Here is a 15,764-nt window from a genome sequence, read left to right on the forward strand (position 1 = left end):
CCCAACGTAGCCCACGGCGACGTGCCTGTTGTCGGCTCGGGAAAGGCGTTCGGACCCTACGCCGGCAAGTGGCTCAGCGGAACGCCGAAGCACCGGTCAGCGCGCGACCGATGGTGAGCTGGTGGACCTCGGAGGTCCCCTCGTAGGTGAGTACCGACTCCAGGTTGTTGGCGTGCCGGATCACCGGGTACTCGAGGGTGATGCCGTTCGCTCCCAGGATGGTTCGGCATTCGCGGGCGATCGCGATCGCCTCCCGCGTGCTGTTCAGCTTGCCGGTGCTGACCTGCTCGGGGGTGAGTTCACCGCGATCTTTCAGACGGCCGAGATGGTAGGCCAGCAGGTGGCCCTTGCCGACCTCGAGCGCCATGTCGGCGATCTTGGTCTGGGTGATCTGGTAACCGGCGAGCGGCTTGTCGAACACCTCGCGGGACTGCGCGTAGTCGATGGCCGATTCGAGACAGTCGCGAGCCGCGCCCATGGCCCCGAAGATGATGCCGAATCGCGCCTCACCGAGAGCGGTGAGCGGTCCCCGCAGACCCTCTGCCTTCGGCAGCATCGCCGACGCGGGAAGCCGCACGTCGTCGAACACGAGCTCCGAGGTGACCGAGGCGCGCAGCGACATCTTCTTGGTGATCTCCGGCGCCGAGAACCCGGGCGTGTCGGTGGGGACCACGAATCCGCGGATACCGCCCGGACTGTCGGCGAGATCGGTCTGCGCCCACACCACTGCGACATCGGCGATCGAACCGTTGGTGATCCACATCTTCGTTCCGTTGAGCACCCAGTCGTCGCCGTCGCGCTTGGCATGGGTGCGCATGCCCGACGGATTGGATCCGAAGTCGGGCTCGGTCAAGCCGAAGCAGCCGATCGCCTCCCCCGCCGCCATCCGCGGCAGCCACTCGTTCTTCTGTTCTTCCGAACCCCAGTGATGAATGGAGAACATCGCGAGTGACCCCTGCACCGACACCAGGCTGCGGATTCCGGAATCGACGGCCTCGAGCTCGAGGCAGGCCAGTCCGTAGGTCATCGCGCTCATCCCCGGGCAGCCGTACCCCTCGAGGTGCATTCCCAGGGCCCCGAGCCCGCCCAGCTCCCGGGCGATCTCGCGGGCGGGCAGGCGGGCCTCCTCGAACCACTCCGCGATGTGCGGGCGCAGCTTCGACGCGGCGAAGTCGCGCACACTGTCGCGGATGGCGATCTCGTCCGCGTCGAGCAGCGAGTCCAGGGCGAAGAGCTGGGGCAACGTGCTGGGGCGGGACATCGAGACCTCCATGAGAACGTTTGCAAGAACGATTGCATCGCCTAAGGTAGGTGGTCGGCCGCCGCCGGTCAATGTGTGGGGTGGGCTCGAGCTACCGGGCCGAGAGGAGAGCCAGCGTGATCAGTGGTCAGCGCGCACCCACGCTCAAGGAGATCGCGCAGCGTGCCGGCGTGCACGTGTCCACCGCGTCCCGCGTCCTCCGCCAGGCCGAACCCGCCGACGGATGGTCGGAGTCGGCGCTCCGGGTCCGGGAGGTCGCCGACCAGCTCGGCTACCAGCGCAACGTGTGGGCGGCCAGTCTGCGGACCCGCAAGACCACCACGATCGGTGTCGTGATGACGCGACTCACCGACGGCGTCGTCGCCACGACCTACCAGGGCATCGAGCAGGCCGCCACCCGGGCCGGTTACTCGGTGCTGCTGTCGAGCCCGCCTGATGAGGAGGCCGCTCAGCGGCGGGCCATCGAACTCCTCGTCGGGCGGCAGGTCGACGGTCTGTTGCTGAGCGGGCTCCATCGGCCGGGTGGCGATTTCGTCGAGTCGCTGCGGATCGGCGACCTTCCGTTGCTCGCGCTGACCCGGCACGCCGAGGCCGGGCTTCCCTTCGTCGGCGGTGACGACGTGCGCGGCGGCCGCATCGCGGCCCGACATCTCCTGGATCGGGGGTACACCGACCTCGCCGCCATCGCCGGTCCCGCCCACGCGACCACGGCCACCGACCGACTCAGCGGGTTTCGCGTGGAGTTGCGCAAGGCCGGGATCACGCTGCCCGACGACCGCATCGTCGCGTCGAACTTCGAGGTCGACGGCGGTACGGCGGCCGGTCGCGCACTTCTGGATCGTCCGGACCGCCCGCGGGCGATCTTCGCGGTGTCGGACACGATCGCGGTGGGGGTCCTGGGCGTGGCGCGCGACCTCGGACTCCGCGTCCCCGACGACCTCGCCCTGATCGGCTACAACGACATCCCGGTGGCCGCCCAGCTGCCGGTTCCACTCACGACGATTCGTTCCCCGGCACGGGAGATCGGTGAGACCGCGGTGCGCGGTCTCCTCGACCTCGCGACCGGACGCGACGTCGAATCCCGGCGCTTACCGGTCGAACTCATCGCACGCGGCAGCACGTGATCGGTTCGCCTCCGCGCTGGCCTCAGGGCACGACCGGCTCGGGCCGTCGACGCACCGCGACGGCGCGGGCGACCGCGAACGTCGCGGCCAGGACCATCGTCACCACGAGGATCGTGGCGATCCACGTCGGCGAGGTGGTCGTGTACCCGAACCAACCGGCCACCCCGACGCCGGCGCCAGTCGCCAGCACGGCCCCGACCGGGAGCGAGATCGCGGTCGTCCGAACGGTGGCCCGGGTGTGCGCATCACCGGACAGTCGCAACACACCGAGGATGCCGACGAGCACCAGCACGTACCCGAGCACCCCACTCACGGCGTAGACCACCAGGACGGGGTACCCGGCGCCGGTGTCGCCGGTGAACGCGTTCGCCAGCAGGATGATCGCCGGGGCGAGTCCGACCACGACACCGATCAGCCCGGCGCCCACCACCCGGCCGAGCCGCAAGCCGCTGCGCTCCGCCAGACGTACACCGACCGCCCAGAGAACTCCCGCAACGAGCGCACCGGTGACGGCGCCGACCCCGGCCGCGACGATCACCGAGTCCGTCGGGTCTTGCGCGACACCCGCCGTGTCCCCGGTGCCCCACACCATCCAGATGTCGGGACCACCGACCGAGCCGCCGCGATCGGAGAGGGACAGGGCCGCGCCCAACGCCGCGATCACTGCACCGAACAGCCCGAACCCGACGAGTTGCCTCCACATACGGCCACTATCGCCGGTCTCGGCGTCGTCGGGCTTCCGGACACGCGGTAACACTCGTCGCTTGCGTTTCCGAGACAGTGTTTCGCGGTTCTTCCGGATCAGGAAGCGGCGGGGGAGTTCTCCTGCGCCGCACGGAACATCGCGACGACCGCGGCGCGAACGTCGGCTCGGTCGCGCACCGGCCGATCCCACGGGAGCCGTACACCGACAGTCCCGTCGGGGCCGGAGACGTCGAAAGTGGCTGCCTCGTGGTCGAATCCGGTCATCGTTGCCGTGACCGCATCCGGACGTCCGCCCAGCACCCGGCAGATGAGCAGCGAGTCCTCGGCATGGTCGTCGTTCATGTGCGCGAGTACGGCCGCCACGACATCCGGCGCGAACTGCGCCGTGTCCGAGACGTTGTCGTCAGTCACGCGCGGCCTCGCCCGTCTCGGTGCGCACGAAGTTCCCGACCCACCGCCGGAAGCGCTCGACGTCGCCGCCCTGTTCTTCGAACCAACCCCAGGTGCCGCCGCGGGCACCCGTCACGTCGCCGACGACCAGTTCGATGGCCTCGCGCGGGGTGCGCAGGATGGGGGCCTCCAGGGTGGTGCCCGCCGGAATCCGCTTGCGGGACCGCAGACGCTCGAAGACGCCGGCGATGCCATCTTCGGTCCGGTGGTAGTCGGCGATGACCGACGACTCGTCGACGCCCGCCAGCAGCAGCGCGATGGCGATGATCACCCCGGTCCGATCCTTGCCGGCCGCGCAGTGCACCAGAGTCGCGCCGCTGGGATCGAATTCGTTCAGCGCGGCGGTCAGCCGGTGACCGCCCGTCCGCATCATCGCGGTGTAGATGTCGACGAGAGCGGTGTCGGCGAGCCGGTCGACCCGGGCACCCGACGACACCGGACGGTGCACGACCCGCACGTTCGCCGGCCACGTGACGGCCATCCGGCCCAGCTCCGTGGGGTCTCGCAGATCGACGACGGTGGCCGGCGGCCAGGGCATGCCCACCGGGTCCTTGTCGTCGGGATACGGTGCGTCGCTGCGGATCAACACATTGGCGGCGGTGATGCCGCCGCCGGCGACCCGCATACCGCCCAGATCCCGGATATTGGCGAAAGTCCGCAGGTCAGAGGCAGAGGAGAGAGTCACAGCTTTCCCGATCGTCGAAGTGCGCGGTGGTCGGTCGCACCTCACCTTACGCAGGCAGCGGCACGTCCGGCCGCTGACGTACCGTTGCGACGGTGACGACCTATCACTCCTACGAACCGTCGCACGGCCATCGGCTGTCGCACGATCCCGTCAACGCGATCGTCGCGCCGCGACCCATCGGCTGGATCTCCACCGTGTCCGGCACCGGGGTGCGCAATCTCGCTCCCTACAGCTTCTTCAACCTCTTCAACTACACGCCGCCGATCGTCGGTTTCGCCAGCGTCGGCTACAAGGACACCGCCGCCAACGCGATCGAATCCGGCGAGTTCGTGTGGAACCTCGCCACCGACGACCTCGGCGAGAAGATGAATGCGACCTCGGCGGCGGTGCCCGCCGGCGAGGACGAGTTCGAGGTCGCCGGCCTGACACCGCTGGCCGCCGACCTCGTCGCGCCGACACGCGTCGAGGAGAGCCCCGTGGCCTTCGAGTGCCGGGTCACCCAGTCGTTCCAGTTGCGCACCGCCGCTGACGACCCCGTCGACAGCTGGATGGTGTTGGGCGAGGTCGTGAAGATCCACATCGCCACCCACCTGCTGCGCGCGGACCAGACCTTCGACACGGCCGGTGCGCGCCCGCTGCTGCGAGCCGGCGGACAGGGCGACTACTTCCTGCCGAGCGACGACCACCACCGGTTCATGAAGCGACCGAAACCCGCCACGCGCTGACCGCCCGGTCGACGGGTTCGCTCACAACGCGCTGCGAATCTCCTCGTCGCTCGGCATCCCGGTCCGCGCACCGACCGCGGCCACCGACAACGACGCCGCCGCGACACCTCGCTTCGCCGCGTCGGCGACCGTCGAACCGCCGGCGAGCGTCGCCGCGAACACTCCGTTGAAGGTGTCGCCCGCCCCCGTGGTGTCGACCACGCGGTCGACGTGCCCGGCGGGAAGGACGACCACCTCAGATGCCGGATCGGCGATCAGGACGCCCTGCGCACCGAGGGTCACCAGAACCGGGGCACCCGTCCGCGACGCCACCGCCGTAGCCCGCTCGGCCGCGGGAACGTCCGGGGCGTCCCGACCGTCGGCGATCAGCCGGTGCAGGTCACGAAGTTCCGACGCGTTGGGCGTGAACACCGGCCGCGACGCCATCAGGTCGACCGTCGACGGCAACACCGGGGCGGGATTGACGACGCATCGGATACCTCGCGCAGCGGCCGTCGTCACCGCCGCGGCCACGGCGCCGGCCGGGATCTCGGTGCTGACGAGCACACACCCGGCCCAGCTCGCCGCGCGATGCACCGCGGCACGGACCCTCTCGGCGTCGACGGCGGCGTTCGCGCCCGCCCCGACGGCGATCTGATTCTCACCCTGTGGATCGACGACGATCAGTGCCATTCCGGTGGCGACGCCGTCGAGCACGCCCACGTCGGTCACGTCGACGCCGGAGTCCCGCAACTCGGCGAGTGCCTGCGCGCCGGTGTCGTCGGAACCCACTGCCCCGCAGTAACGCACCTCGGCACCCGCCCGCGCGGCGGCAACAGCGGCATTCGCGCCCTTGCCGCCGCCGTGCCGCGTCACCGTCGGGCCGACGACCGTCTCACCGGGCCCCGGGAGACGATCGGCTTCCACCACCAGGTCGACGTTGACGGCGCCGACGACGAGCAGTCGGGTCGCTCGATCGTGAGAAGTCATCGTGCCTCCGAACCCGTGAGCGCCCCCGGCGTCCAGTCGGGCCAGTCGGGCACGCCCGCGACCATACCGTCGACGTACCGCGCGACGATGCGCGTGGTCGCTCGCTCGTTGGCGTACACGGTTGCCTGGTCACTCCGCAGGATCGCCGTGCGGACGAGCGGCCACAGGCGTCGGAACCGCTCGCGGATCTTGACCTCCGGGACCGCATGCCCGCCACTGTCGACGCGTAGCCGCACCCGATGCACGGCGAGATCTTCGGGGATCATCACGACGTGGAGAGCGACCCGGTATCCGGCGGTGTGCGCACGGTCGACGAGTTCCAGTTTCGACGGATGCGAGAAGACCGTCTCGGCGATGAACGAGGCACCGGCCTCGATGAGGTGGTCGCGGGTGGCCGCGGCCAACCGGGCCGCGTCGTAGGAGTGGGCTTCCGCGGCGTCGGGCCACTGCTGCCGGGCGATCAGGTCGGCGTTCACGAAGGGTGTGCGCACCAACGGCTGTAGATGATGCTCGACCAGCGTCGACTTTCCCGCGCCGTTGCATCCGACGACGAGGTCGAGCCTCGGTGTCACCGGTCGAGGACGACGCTCGTCCCGTCGGGCCGGAGTTCGACGAGCCGTCCGGCGTCATCGACGACGACCGAGGAGAACCCCTCCGAGGCGCGTCGGACGACGTGGTCGTCGGTGGCCAGCCGCGCCTCGAGGTGCGCGTCGATCTCGGCGTCGTAGACGACGGCTTCCTCTGCGGTCAACGCCTCTGCCGGTAGGTCGCCGGCCAACGCGGCCTCGACCCGCCGACGCGACGCGGTGGTGCGCTGTGAGACGCTGCGGCCGAGACGTGCCCAGTGTTCGAGTTGCTGCCGCGCCGATCGCTGCTCGCGCGCGCCCTCCCGCGCGGCATCGGTCACCAGTGCAGCAGACAACCGGGTCACCTTGTCCGTACCGGTGCTCATCGCACACCTCCCGCGTGGGTGTAGCAGAGTGCTACATCGACCCAGCATACGCCGACGAACCCGTCGACGGTCGTTGTCGGACGACCGTCGACGAGCGCCGGCACTCTCAGCCGGTCTCGGGTGTCACCGCGTCGAGGTCGCATCCCGCTTCGGCAACACCCATCCCGGTCGCGGGAAGTGGCAGGTGTAGCCGTTCGGGAAATTCAGCAGGTAGTCCTGGTGCTCGGGCTCGGCCTGCCAGAACGGACCCAACTGCTCGATCGTGGTGACCGCCTTGCCCGGCCACAGACCCGAGGCATCGACGTCGGCGATGGTGTCGCGAGCGACCTGCTCCTGCTCCGGGGTCACCGGGAAGATCGCCGAACGGTAGCTCGTGCCGACGTCGTTGCCCTGCCGGTCGCGCGTCGTCGGGTCGTGGATCTGGAAGAAGAACGCCAGGATGTCGCGGTACGTCGTCTGCGTGGGGTCGAAGACGATCTCCACCGCCTCCGCGTGACCGGGATGGTTGCGGTAGGTGGCGTGGTCGTTCTGTCCGCCGGTGTAGCCGACCCGGGTGTCCAGGACACCGGGCTGCTTGCGGATCAGGTCCTCCATCCCCCAGAAGCACCCACCCGCGAGGACCGCGGTCTCGGTGCCGGGGCGGACGGTGATCTGACCGGTGTCGGTGGTCATGCGTTCTCCTCCTGGGTGTCGGTGGTGGTGTGGTCGTCGGTGAACAGGGCGGCGTACTCGCCGTAACCCTCGGCGTCGAGTTCGGCCACCGGGATGAACCGCAGCGATGCCGAGTTCATGCAGTACCGCTGTCCGCCCGCGTCCCGCGGCCCGTCGTCGAAGAGGTGCCCGAGGTGGCTGTCCGCCCCGGCGGACCGTACTTCGATGCGCCGCATGAACAGGCTCCGATCGACCTTCGTCGCGACGGCGTCGGGATCGATGGGCCGGGTGAAGCTCGGCCACCCGGTTCCGCTGTCGAACTTGTCGGTCGACGAGAACAGCGGCTGCCCCGACACGACGTCGACATAGATCCCGGGTTCGTGGTTGTCCCAGTACTCGTTGTCGAAGGCCCGCTCGGTGCCGTCCCGCTGGGTGACGCGGTACTGCACGTCGGTGAGGCGGCTCAACGCCTCGGGGGTCTTGCGGTAGGTGTTGCTCACGTTTCCTCCTGCCGACGCTCCCCCGCTCCGTCGATCGACGGCGCATCTCGGAGGGCGTCACCGTGCACAACACCACGATGCCCGCATTTGGTCCCGACCCGCGACCGGGCCGCCGCCCACCAGGTGGACGGCGGCCCGGACACGCCTGGCAGACTCCGATCAGCCCACGACGTCACGCCCGAAGATCTGCCGGGCGAGGACCCAGCGCTGCACCTCGCTGGCACCCTCGTAGATCTCCCCGATCTTGCTGTCCCGGTAGAGCGCCTCGACCGGACCCGACGAATCGTCGTCACCCAGTTCCTGGGTGAACCCGAACCCGCCGAACGCCTGGACCGCGTCGCGGGCCATCAGGACCGCGACCTCGGTACCGCGCAGTTTGGCCATCGCCGCCTCCGGTTCGGGGAACCGCGTGCCGGAGTCGAGCCGCATCGCCGCCTTGAGGTACAGGTCGCGCGAGATCGCGATCTCGGTCGCGCGGTCGGCCATCAGGAACTGCCAGTGCTGCCGGGCTGCGAGCGGTTCGCCGAAGGCCACCCGGGTGCGCAGGTGGGCAGCGGTGCGGTCGAAGGCGGCTTGCGCCATGCCCACACCCGCCGCCGCGATCCCGATACGTCCGTAGGTCAGCGTCTGCAGGGCGACCTTCAGCCCGCCGCCCTCGGTCCCGAGCAGGGACTCACGCCCCAGCTCCACCTCGTCGAGGTGCACGTCGGCGGTGATCTGGCCCTTGTTCCCGAGCTTGCGATCCGGCGTACCCACCCGGACCCCCGGGGTGTCGGTCGGGACGATGAACGTCGAGAGCCGGTCACCGGTGCGAGCGAGGACCACGACGAACGCGGCGACGACGGAATTGGTGATCCACCGCTTGCGCCCGTTCAGCACCCATCCGTCGCCGCGGCGGTGCGCCACGGTCTGGACCGCCTCGGGTGAGAGATCGCTCGACGCGGCCGGCTCGCTGGTGGCGAAGGAGCCGACGATCTCGCCGGCGACGACCGGGGCCAGCCACCTGCGGCGCTGCTCCGGCGTGCCCTGGTTGACGGCATTGCCCGCGAGGATGCAGTGGACGTCGAAGATCGCGGCGACGCTGTTGGAGAAGTACGCCAGTTCTTCGACGGCGGTGGCCGTCGCGGTGGCCGGGTGAGCCAGTCCGTCGCCGCCGACATCGGCCGCGAAGGGGATGCGGTAGATCCCCGCCGTGGCCAGCCGATCGAACACGTCACGTGGGAAGCCGTCGAGTCGCTCGTCGCCCCGCGCGATCCGGTCGGCCACCGGCGCGACGTCGCGAAGCGCGACCTGCCGGACCCTGCGCCGGACCTCGGCCACCTCCTCGGGCGACACGAGGTCGTGGTACAGGGTGTCGGCGATCCGCGGCGGCTGGTCGGGCATGTCGTCGGACGACGACACCCTGGTGATGTCGATGACAGTCAAGGAGTCTCCTGTTCTGATCGAACCGATCGACCCGGCTCAGACCGGCGCATCGGCCACGGCACGGGAGTGCTCGATCTCGTCGGGCACGAGTTCGGCCGCGGTCTCCGGCGCTCCTGCGCCCGGACCGAAGTCGGCAAAGGCCGTGATGTGCTCCTCGAGGGGCAGCGGGTTGGGCGTGCCGTAGGTGAAATAGGTCTCCCACGGCAGCTTCGCGCCGCCGATGGCCAGGCCGGTGTCGATGTCGGACATCTGCCAGGTCTTCGTCTCGGCAGACGGGTCGAGATGCAGGTATCCGGACTCACCGAACAGCTCGATGCGATTGCCGCCCGGTTCGAACACGTACAGGAACTGCCCCTGGGTGATCCCGTGCCGGTCCGGTCCGGCTTCGATCCGGATGTCGTACTCGCGGAACATCTCCACGGCGTCGATGTTGTGCTGGCCCGTGCCGTAGTAGAAGGCGACGTGATGGAGCTTGCCGCGCCCGCCGGTCATGTCGCGCATGCACGCGACCTCGTGTCCGAGGATGTTCGAGCTCATCCAGGCACCGATCTCGACGTCCCCGTCGACGACCCGCTCGGTGGTGTGGAACCCGAGGTGCCGTTCGAACTCGGTCTTGACGGCGGTGACGTCGGAGGCCATCAGGTTGAGGTGGTCGATGCGCTTGACCGGGATGCCCTGCAACGGCTTCTTCGACGGCCGGGTGAGGATCTTGCTCTGCAGTTCCGGTGGCGCGACGTACTTCTCGGCCTCCCAGACCAGTGCGAAGTCATGACCGTCCGCGGTCTTGTACGCCAGGGTCTTTCCGTAGCCGAATTCGTCCTCGTGCCAGGAGGTCTCGATGTTCGCACCCTGCAGCGAGGCGGCGCGACGTTCGAGCGCCTCCGGGGAGCTGGTCCGCAGACCGGCATGACCCATGCCCGGCTCGCGAGACTCGGTGATCTTCAGACTCCAGGGATAGGGGTCCTCGTACGCCCGCAGGTAGACGGACTGGCCTTCGCTCCGGGTCACGTACATGCCCAGGAATCGGGTGAAGAAGTCGAGGGTTTCCTGCGGCTTGGGGCTCAACAGTTCGGCTCGCGCGAGGTGCGCGACATCGAAGCGTGCGGCGTTCTCGGTCATCGGTTCTCCTGTGGATCGTGCGACACCGGATCTCGGTGGCTGCTGGCTGATGTCCGTCAGCATGGCGTCGAGATGTGACTGCCGTCACCGGCGTTCGGGATATCCGAACAACGGCGCTGCCGATTGACTCCGCATTCGGACTGCCCGGTCCCGGCCCCGCAGACCGCCCCTGCTCCATAGCGTTCGGAGTCGAGCACGCCGCCGGCATCGGAGACCGAGCGTGCGCGACGAGCTAAGGAGACATGCGATGAGCCGGTTGACCGCCGCCATTGTGGGATCGGGCAACATCGGGACCGACCTGATGTACAAACTGTTGCGGTCCGAGTACGTCGACCCGGTCTACATGGTCGGAATCGACTCGGCCAGTGAGGGTCTGCGACGAGCGCGTGCCGAAGGGCTCGAGGCGTCGGCAGAGGGCGTGGACTGGCTGCTGCAGCAGTCGTCGCCTCCCGATCTCGTCTTCGAGGCCACGTCGGCCAAGGTGCACGCCGAGGTCGCTCCGCGCTACGCCGACGCGGGGATCACCGCGATCGATCTGACGCCCGCATCGGTCGGCCCCTACGTCGTCCCGGCGGTCAACCTCCGCGAACACGTGAACGCGCCCAACGTGAACATGGTGAGCTGCGCCGGGCAGGCCACGATCCCGATCCTCTATGCGATCAACCAGGCCGCCGACGCCGCCTACGGTGAGATCGTCGCGGCCATCGCGTCGGCGAGCGCGGGCCCGGGCACCCGGCAGAATCTCAGTGAATTCAGCGAGAAGACGGGGCGCGCACTGGCACAGGTCGCGGGAGCGGACCGGGCCAAGGCGATCTCGGTGATCAACCCGGCCGAACCGCCGATGAACATGCGCGACACGGTATATGCGAAAGTGCGCAACCCGGATCCCGCGGCCATCGAACGCGCCGTCGTCGACATCGTCACCGAGGTCCAACGCTACGTCCCCGGTTACACCCTCAAACTCGTCGACGTCGACGGTGATCTCGTGACCGTGATGCTCGAGGTCGTCGGCGCCGGCGACTTCTTACCCACGTACGCAGGCAATCTCGACATCATCACCGCGGCCGCCGTGCAGGTCGCCGAGGTGATGGCGCAGGAGAGGGCCGCGACAGCGACACTTCAGACAGGAGCACTGCGATGACCAGCCAGTCCCCGGCCCGCGGGCCACGATCGGTCACCCTCGTCGACACGACGCTGCGTGACGGGATGTCGAGTGTCTCGCACCGGTTCACCACACGCGACGTCGCCGCCATCGCGGCCGGCCTCGACCGGGCCGGCGTCCCGACGATCGAAGTGGCACACGGCATCGGTCTCGGCGCGTCGTCGGTCCAGTACGGCTTCGCCGCGGCCACCGACCCCGAGTACGTGCGCGCCGCCGTCGACGCGGTCGACAACGCCGACATCGCGGCCCTCTACGTACCGGGCATCGCGACGCTGAACGAACTGCAGGCGGCGGTGGACGCCGGCATCTCGACCGTCCGCGTCGCCGTCCACTGCACCGAGGCGGACTGCGGACAGCAACCCGTCGAGTGGGCCAAGGAGAACGGGCTCGAGGTCATGACATTCCTCATGATGAGCCACAAACTCGAACCCGATGCACTCGCCGAGCAAGCGGCCAAGCTCGACTCCTACGGCGCCGACGTCGTGTACGTCGTCGACTCCGCAGGTGCGCTCGTCCCGCAGCAGGCCGGCGAGCGGGTCGCGGCACTGCGCGAGGCGATCTCCGCGGACATCGGCTTCCACGCACACAACAACCTCGGTGTCGGGATCGCCAACGCGCTCACCGCCGCCGAGAACGGAGCCACCTACATCGACGGTTCCTTGCGCGGTCTCGGCGCGAGCGCCGGCAACGCCCAGACCGAAGTCCTCGCCGCAGCATTCGAACGCGCGGGATGGGACACCGGCGTCGAGTTGTTTCCGCTCATCGACACCGCCGAGAACGTCGTGGCACCGCTGATGACCGAACCGCAGATCGTCGACGAGACCGCGCTCGTGCTCGGTTACGCCGGCGTGTATTCCACGTTCTTCCACCCCACCAAACGCGCCGCGAAGAAGTTCGGTGTCCCGGCCCGGGAGATCCTGCTCGAACTCGGCCGGCGCGGCGTGATCGGCGGTCAGGAAGACATGATCATCGATGTGGCCTCGGAACTCGCGGGCCGCACCTACGAGACGCCCGTCGCGGCGGAGGTGTGAGGAAATGACTCTGTCTGTCACCGATCAGGACAGCACCGATCAGAACGGTACCGCCGAGGTGCGTCAACTCATCGGGAACGAGTGGCGTACGGCCTCGGACGGCGCCACGTTCGAGTCGCGCGACCCGCACGACGGCGCGTTGCTCGCGACGGTGGCGCGCGGCACCGCCGACGACGGGATCGCCGCGATCGACTCTGCCCGCACCGCTTTCGACGACGGACCGTGGCCGCAGATGTCGCCCAAGGAACGCGCGGCGATCCTGCATGCGGTCGCCGACGCCGTCGACGAGCACCGGGAGGAGCTGGCACAGCTCGAAACACGTGACGGCGGCAAGACGATCACTCAGTCGTTGCACGCCGAGATCCCGCGGGTGGCCCACAATCTGCGCTTCTTCGCCGACTACGTCTCGATGGCCGCGAACGAGGCCTACCCGGACGGCGACCTGCTGTCCTACGTCCTCTATCCGCCCGCCGGGGTCGTGTCGGCGATCAGTCCGTGGAACGCGCCGCTGATGCTGGCGACATGGAAGATCGCGCCTGCTCTGGCCTTCGGCAACACCGTGGTCCTCAAACCGGCACCACAGACACCGTTGACCGCCAACCGCTTCGCGCAGATCGCACTCGAGGCGGGCCTGCCGCCCGGTGTGCTCAACGTCGTGCACGGTTTCGGCGGTGAGGCCGTCGCCGGACCGCTGACCTCCGATCCACGCGTCGACCGCATCACCTTCACCGGATCGAGCGCCACCGGTGTGAAGATCTTGCAGGCGGCCGCGGCGAACCACACGCCGGTCTCGGCCGAGATGGGTGGCAAATCAGCCAACATCGTGTTCGCCGACGCCGATCTCGACGTCGCCGTACCCATGTCGCTCCGGGCCATCTTCGGCGGCAACGGACAGGTCTGCCTGTCGGGTTCGCGTCTGCTGGTGCAGAACTCGATCCGGGGGGAGTTCGTGGATCGCTTCGCCGAGGAAGCTCGGAAACTCGTGGTCGGCGATCCCAAGGACCCGGCGACGTTCATGGGCCCGCTCATCGAGCAGCAGCACCTCGACAAGGTGCACGGCTACGTCGAGCTCGCGCAGGACGAAGGCGGCAAGATCATCACCGGCGGCGAACGACTCACCGACCCGGATCGAGCGGGCGGCTTCTACTATCCACCGACCGTCATCACCGGCCTCACCAACGACTCCCGAACGGCACGTGAGGAGATCTTCGGTCCGGTCGAGACGGTTCTGGGCTTCGACACCGAAGAGGAGGCCCTGCGCGTCACCAACGACTCTCCCTACGGCTTGGCGGGCATCCTCTTCACGCAGAATCTCGACCGGGCTCATCGGATGGCGGCACGCTGGAAGGCCGGCACGGTCTGGATCAACACATTCTTCGAACGCGATCTCCGGCTGCCCTTCGGCGGTGAGGGCATCAGCGGCCTGGGTCGTGAGGGTGGCCAGTACTCCCGCGAGTTCTTCACCGAACCGCGCGCGGTGACGCTCCGGATCCGGAAGTAGGACCCGTGTCCACAACCGAGACTTGCGTGGTCGTCGGCGCGACCGGCGCCATGGGAACCGTGTTCACGCGACGCCTGGTGGCGCGAGGGATGCGTGTCATCGCGGTGGGGCGTCGCGCCGAGGAACTCCAACAGCTGGCCGCGACAGACGAATTGATCGTTCCGTGCGTGGCCGACATCGCCGAGGACGCGTCCATGGACGCGATCCGTGCCCGCCTCGACGGGACCGTGCGACTCGCGGTGTTCGCGGCGGGCCTGCCGGTCCGCGGCTCCGCGGACGCGATCGAACCCTCGTTGCTGGCCACGGCCGCCAACATCAAGGTGGCCGGCACGGTCCGGTTGCTGCGGGCCGTCCGCGACCATCTCGCCGACGGTTCGCGGTTCGTCGCGATCGCGGGTTCACTCGGACTCGAGCCGGGCCCCCTCGACGCGGGCCCGGGTACGGCCAACGCCGCACTGTTCAATCTGATGCGACAGATCGGTGCGTTGTACGGACCCCGAGGAGTCACCGTGCACACCATTGCGCCCGGGCCGATCGACACCCCTCGGCTCCGCGCCTTCGTCGACACCGAATCGCGCGAGACCGGTGCTGCGGCGCAGGAGATCTGGGACAGGTACACGGCCAAGACCTCGCTGGGCCGCCTGCCGACGCTGGACGAGATCGCCTGGCTCGTCGAGATGTTGCTCGAGCCCCTGGCCGCCGTGCTGCACGGCAGCGTCCTCAACGCCGACGGCGGAACCCGCCACGGTATCCAATAACCGGGTCCGGAACGGACGCGGGCACTTTCGAACGGAGCCGACGTGCCGGTTGCACACTTCCACATCCCCATCGGCAGCGCTTCCACCGAACAGCGCGCCGCCCTGTTGACCGCCGCGAGTGCGGCCTACTCCCGCATTCTCGACTCACCGATCGAGCGGGTACGCACCTTCGTCGTGCAGTACGACCCGACCGACCTCGCCGTCGCCGGGCAGCTCATGGTCGACGGCGGCGCGATCGCGCCGTATTTCACCGCGATCGTGCTCGCCGGCCGGCCGGCGCACCAGCGTGCGGAGTTGCTCGCCGCCTTCACCGACCTCGTCGTCGAACACCTCGGGGTCGACCGGTCCGCTGTCCGCGGCCGAATCGTGGAGGTGGCGCCGGAGAACTGGGGCATCGGCGGCATACCCGCGAGCGACGTTCGGAAAACGGAGATCTCGATGCGCGCTGCCCACCCTACTGCTCCCTGAGCCGACAGAGCCGCGAAACTGCTGGTCCTCGAGGTGCACGTGGCTAGCCCCTGCTCCCCAGTCCGAAAAAGCCACACACCCACTGAACCCTGAGGTGCGAGGAGCGCAAGCGACGATCCTCGAAGGACCGTCAACCGCGCCTGCCGAGATCTGGACCGAATCTTCGTGCTATCTAACGTCTTTGGCCACATGATCCCGGTGGTCATGGCGCGTGTCACACTGTGGAGTTGTCAAAGGTCGAGTGGCGTCGGGTCGGCGCCGGAGGGTCTGGGGTTTGT

Annotated in this window: 18 protein-coding genes; 7 read left to right on the plus strand and 11 right to left on the minus strand. The window is 68.8% G+C overall.

Features of this window, described 5'->3' with window-relative positions; all coding sequences use genetic code 11:
- Window positions 1-73: 73 nt before the first annotated feature.
- A complete protein-coding gene (locus ABIC25_RS09885; protein WP_248643735.1) occupies window positions 74-1,261 on the minus strand; it encodes an acyl-CoA dehydrogenase family protein in 1,188 nt (395 codons plus the stop codon).
- A 116-nt stretch (window positions 1,262-1,377) separates the two neighbouring features.
- Here ABIC25_RS09885 and ABIC25_RS09890 point away from each other — a divergent pair, with 116 nt between their 5' ends.
- Window positions 1,378-2,385 (plus strand): LacI family DNA-binding transcriptional regulator, encoded by a 1,008-nt coding sequence (locus ABIC25_RS09890; RefSeq protein WP_354561223.1) that lies wholly within the window; start codon window positions 1,378-1,380, stop codon window positions 2,383-2,385.
- A gap of 22 nt (window positions 2,386-2,407) precedes the next feature.
- Here the strand turns inward: ABIC25_RS09890 and ABIC25_RS09895 are convergent, their stop codons facing one another.
- The 3 genes from ABIC25_RS09895 to ABIC25_RS09905 form a co-directional block, all read right to left on the minus strand.
- On the minus strand, window positions 2,408-3,088 hold the full coding sequence (locus tag ABIC25_RS09895; RefSeq protein ID WP_248643737.1) for a hypothetical protein: 681 nt from the start codon (window positions 3,086-3,088) through the stop codon (window positions 2,408-2,410).
- Between the two features lie 98 nt (window positions 3,089-3,186).
- Window positions 3,187-3,501, minus strand: coding sequence for a DUF2470 domain-containing protein (locus ABIC25_RS09900; protein ID WP_248643738.1), 315 nt, complete (start codon window positions 3,499-3,501; stop codon window positions 3,187-3,189).
- Window positions 3,494-4,225, minus strand: coding sequence for a tyrosine-protein phosphatase (locus tag ABIC25_RS09905; protein WP_354561226.1), 732 nt, complete (start codon window positions 4,223-4,225; stop codon window positions 3,494-3,496). Before ABIC25_RS09905 ends, ABIC25_RS09900 begins: the two co-directional genes overlap by 8 nt.
- A 92-nt stretch (window positions 4,226-4,317) precedes the next feature.
- Between ABIC25_RS09905 and ABIC25_RS09910 the strand changes: the two genes are divergently transcribed.
- The gene (locus ABIC25_RS09910) at window positions 4,318-4,950 is read left to right on the plus strand and encodes a flavin reductase family protein (protein ID WP_354561228.1); all 633 of its coding nucleotides are present in this window, start codon (window positions 4,318-4,320) and stop codon (window positions 4,948-4,950) included.
- A 21-nt stretch (window positions 4,951-4,971) separates the two neighbouring features.
- Here ABIC25_RS09910 and ABIC25_RS09915 read toward each other — a convergent pair whose 3' ends face one another.
- From ABIC25_RS09915 to ABIC25_RS09945, 7 genes are all read right to left on the minus strand, one after another.
- Entirely contained in the window at window positions 4,972-5,919 is a 948-nt protein-coding gene (locus ABIC25_RS09915) for a PfkB family carbohydrate kinase (RefSeq protein ID WP_248643740.1), read from the minus strand.
- A complete protein-coding gene (locus ABIC25_RS09920) occupies window positions 5,916-6,491 on the minus strand; it encodes an ATPase (protein ID WP_101819598.1) in 576 nt (191 codons plus the stop codon). The genes ABIC25_RS09915 and ABIC25_RS09920 overlap by 4 nt, the downstream gene beginning before the upstream one ends.
- A complete protein-coding gene (locus ABIC25_RS09925; RefSeq protein WP_248643741.1) occupies window positions 6,488-6,871 on the minus strand; it encodes a TA system antitoxin ParD family protein in 384 nt (127 codons plus the stop codon). The genes ABIC25_RS09920 and ABIC25_RS09925 overlap by 4 nt, the downstream gene beginning before the upstream one ends.
- Before the next feature lie 123 nt (window positions 6,872-6,994).
- Entirely contained in the window at window positions 6,995-7,543 is a 549-nt protein-coding gene (gene msrA, locus ABIC25_RS09930) for a peptide-methionine (S)-S-oxide reductase MsrA (protein ID WP_239401430.1), read from the minus strand.
- On the minus strand, window positions 7,540-8,022 hold the full coding sequence (gene msrB, locus ABIC25_RS09935; RefSeq protein ID WP_004022301.1) for a peptide-methionine (R)-S-oxide reductase MsrB: 483 nt from the start codon (window positions 8,020-8,022) through the stop codon (window positions 7,540-7,542). Before msrB ends, msrA begins: the two co-directional genes overlap by 4 nt.
- A 159-nt stretch (window positions 8,023-8,181) precedes the next feature.
- The gene (locus ABIC25_RS09940; RefSeq protein WP_248645663.1) at window positions 8,182-9,405 is read right to left on the minus strand and encodes an acyl-CoA dehydrogenase family protein; all 1,224 of its coding nucleotides are present in this window, start codon (window positions 9,403-9,405) and stop codon (window positions 8,182-8,184) included.
- Window positions 9,406-9,483: 78 nt separating this feature from the next.
- On the minus strand, window positions 9,484-10,566 hold the full coding sequence (locus ABIC25_RS09945; protein ID WP_354561230.1) for a VOC family protein: 1,083 nt from the start codon (window positions 10,564-10,566) through the stop codon (window positions 9,484-9,486).
- A 247-nt stretch (window positions 10,567-10,813) separates the two neighbouring features.
- Between ABIC25_RS09945 and ABIC25_RS09950 the strand changes: the two genes are divergently transcribed.
- Genes ABIC25_RS09950 through ABIC25_RS09970 form a run of 5 tightly spaced genes read left to right on the plus strand, consistent with a single transcriptional unit; the run spans window position 10,814 to window position 15,486 of the window.
- Window positions 10,814-11,707, plus strand: coding sequence for an acetaldehyde dehydrogenase (acetylating) (locus ABIC25_RS09950; protein WP_354561232.1), 894 nt, complete (start codon window positions 10,814-10,816; stop codon window positions 11,705-11,707).
- Window positions 11,704-12,759, plus strand: a complete 1,056-nt coding sequence (dmpG, locus tag ABIC25_RS09955; protein WP_354561234.1) for a 4-hydroxy-2-oxovalerate aldolase — start codon at window positions 11,704-11,706, stop codon at window positions 12,757-12,759. The genes ABIC25_RS09950 and dmpG overlap by 4 nt, the downstream gene beginning before the upstream one ends.
- 4 nt (window positions 12,760-12,763) lie before the next feature.
- A complete protein-coding gene (locus tag ABIC25_RS09960; RefSeq protein ID WP_354561235.1) occupies window positions 12,764-14,260 on the plus strand; it encodes an aldehyde dehydrogenase in 1,497 nt (498 codons plus the stop codon).
- Window positions 14,261-14,265: 5 nt separating this feature from the next.
- The gene (locus tag ABIC25_RS09965) at window positions 14,266-15,018 is read left to right on the plus strand and encodes an SDR family NAD(P)-dependent oxidoreductase (protein WP_354561236.1); all 753 of its coding nucleotides are present in this window, start codon (window positions 14,266-14,268) and stop codon (window positions 15,016-15,018) included.
- 42 nt (window positions 15,019-15,060) lie between these two features.
- Window positions 15,061-15,486 carry a tautomerase family protein gene (locus ABIC25_RS09970; protein ID WP_354561237.1) on the plus strand — a complete coding sequence of 142 codons (426 nt, stop codon included), beginning with the start codon at window positions 15,061-15,063 and terminating at the stop codon, window positions 15,484-15,486.
- Window positions 15,487-15,764: the final 278 nt, after the last annotated feature.

Origin of the sequence: Gordonia sp. PvP123, from assembly GCF_040547295.1 — a bacterium.
Classification (GTDB): domain Bacteria; phylum Actinomycetota; class Actinomycetes; order Mycobacteriales; family Mycobacteriaceae; genus Gordonia; species Gordonia terrae.